General features: G+C 37.2%; 1 protein-coding gene and 1 pseudogene. Both read right to left on the bottom strand.

Going from position 1 to position 826, the window contains the following annotated elements; translation table 11 throughout:
- Positions 1-197 precede the first annotated feature (197 nt).
- A complete protein-coding gene (csbD, locus tag ACWHAR_RS25400; RefSeq protein WP_144453655.1) occupies positions 198-386 on the bottom strand; it encodes a stress response protein CsbD in 189 nt (62 codons plus the stop codon).
- 72 nt (positions 387-458) lie between these two features.
- A pseudogene (locus ACWHAR_RS25405) lies at positions 459-826 on the bottom strand (hypothetical protein); the annotation flags it as partial.

Genomic DNA, 826 nt, shown 5'->3' on the forward strand with positions numbered 1-826 from the left:
TTGATTTCTTCAAATGATGTTATAAAAGTTTACAACTTATGTCATCATTATATAGAAGAGGCCTATTAATTCAAAGAATATTTAAAAAATTTAGTTACCTTGACCAAATCAGCTTCTTTTTTTGTTATATTTATTCACATCAGAAAAAGCGAAAAAAAAAGACAAGAAACATTTCGTTTCCTGCCTCTTCCGTACGATTAATCTTTATCTGAAAATTTATCCTTGGCTTTCCCGATATCCTTTTGGATTTCGCCTTTTGCCTTATCTTTTTTGCCTTCAGCCTGCATGTCCGTTCTGTCAGCCATATTTCCGACTTTATCCTTCACTTCTCCTTTGGCTTTATTGAAGCCGCCCTTCATTTTGTCTTTTACACTATCGTTACCCATGTTAATTCTCCCCTCTCAATTATGTGTGTACTTGTTAACTTCCCGATCTGAGAGGCAATAAACATTCTAATGTTATTTATCGATTTCGTAGCGCTCTCCGTAACGGAGCACCTTGTATATCGCCAGCCCGTCTGATGACTTTTTCTCCGAATATCGGACCGGCAGCAGGTCAAAAAACACATAATACGTAGAAAAATAGACAAACTGATAGAAAAACACATTCGGCTTTAATACACTGTGTAAAATCAGCAGATTGATTGCAAAAATCGTGATGAGGTTAAACAAGCAGCCCCCTGCATACACGAGTGCATTTGAGAATCGATTGTCAATTTTCAACTCCCCGTACCGGCAAAAAGAATCGATAAAATAAATCGTTCTGAACCGTATGGGTCCAATTTTAAGCAGCGTTTTTCCCATGCCTATATCCAACGATCCTTTTC

It is taken from the genome of Bacillus sp. LR--39 (genome assembly GCF_053613335.1).

Excerpts from the sequence above, each read along its gene's own strand:
- csbD (WP_144453655.1), bottom strand. The coding sequence starts at position 386 with ATGGGTAACGATAGTGTAAAAGACAAAATGAAGGGCGGCTTCAATAAA.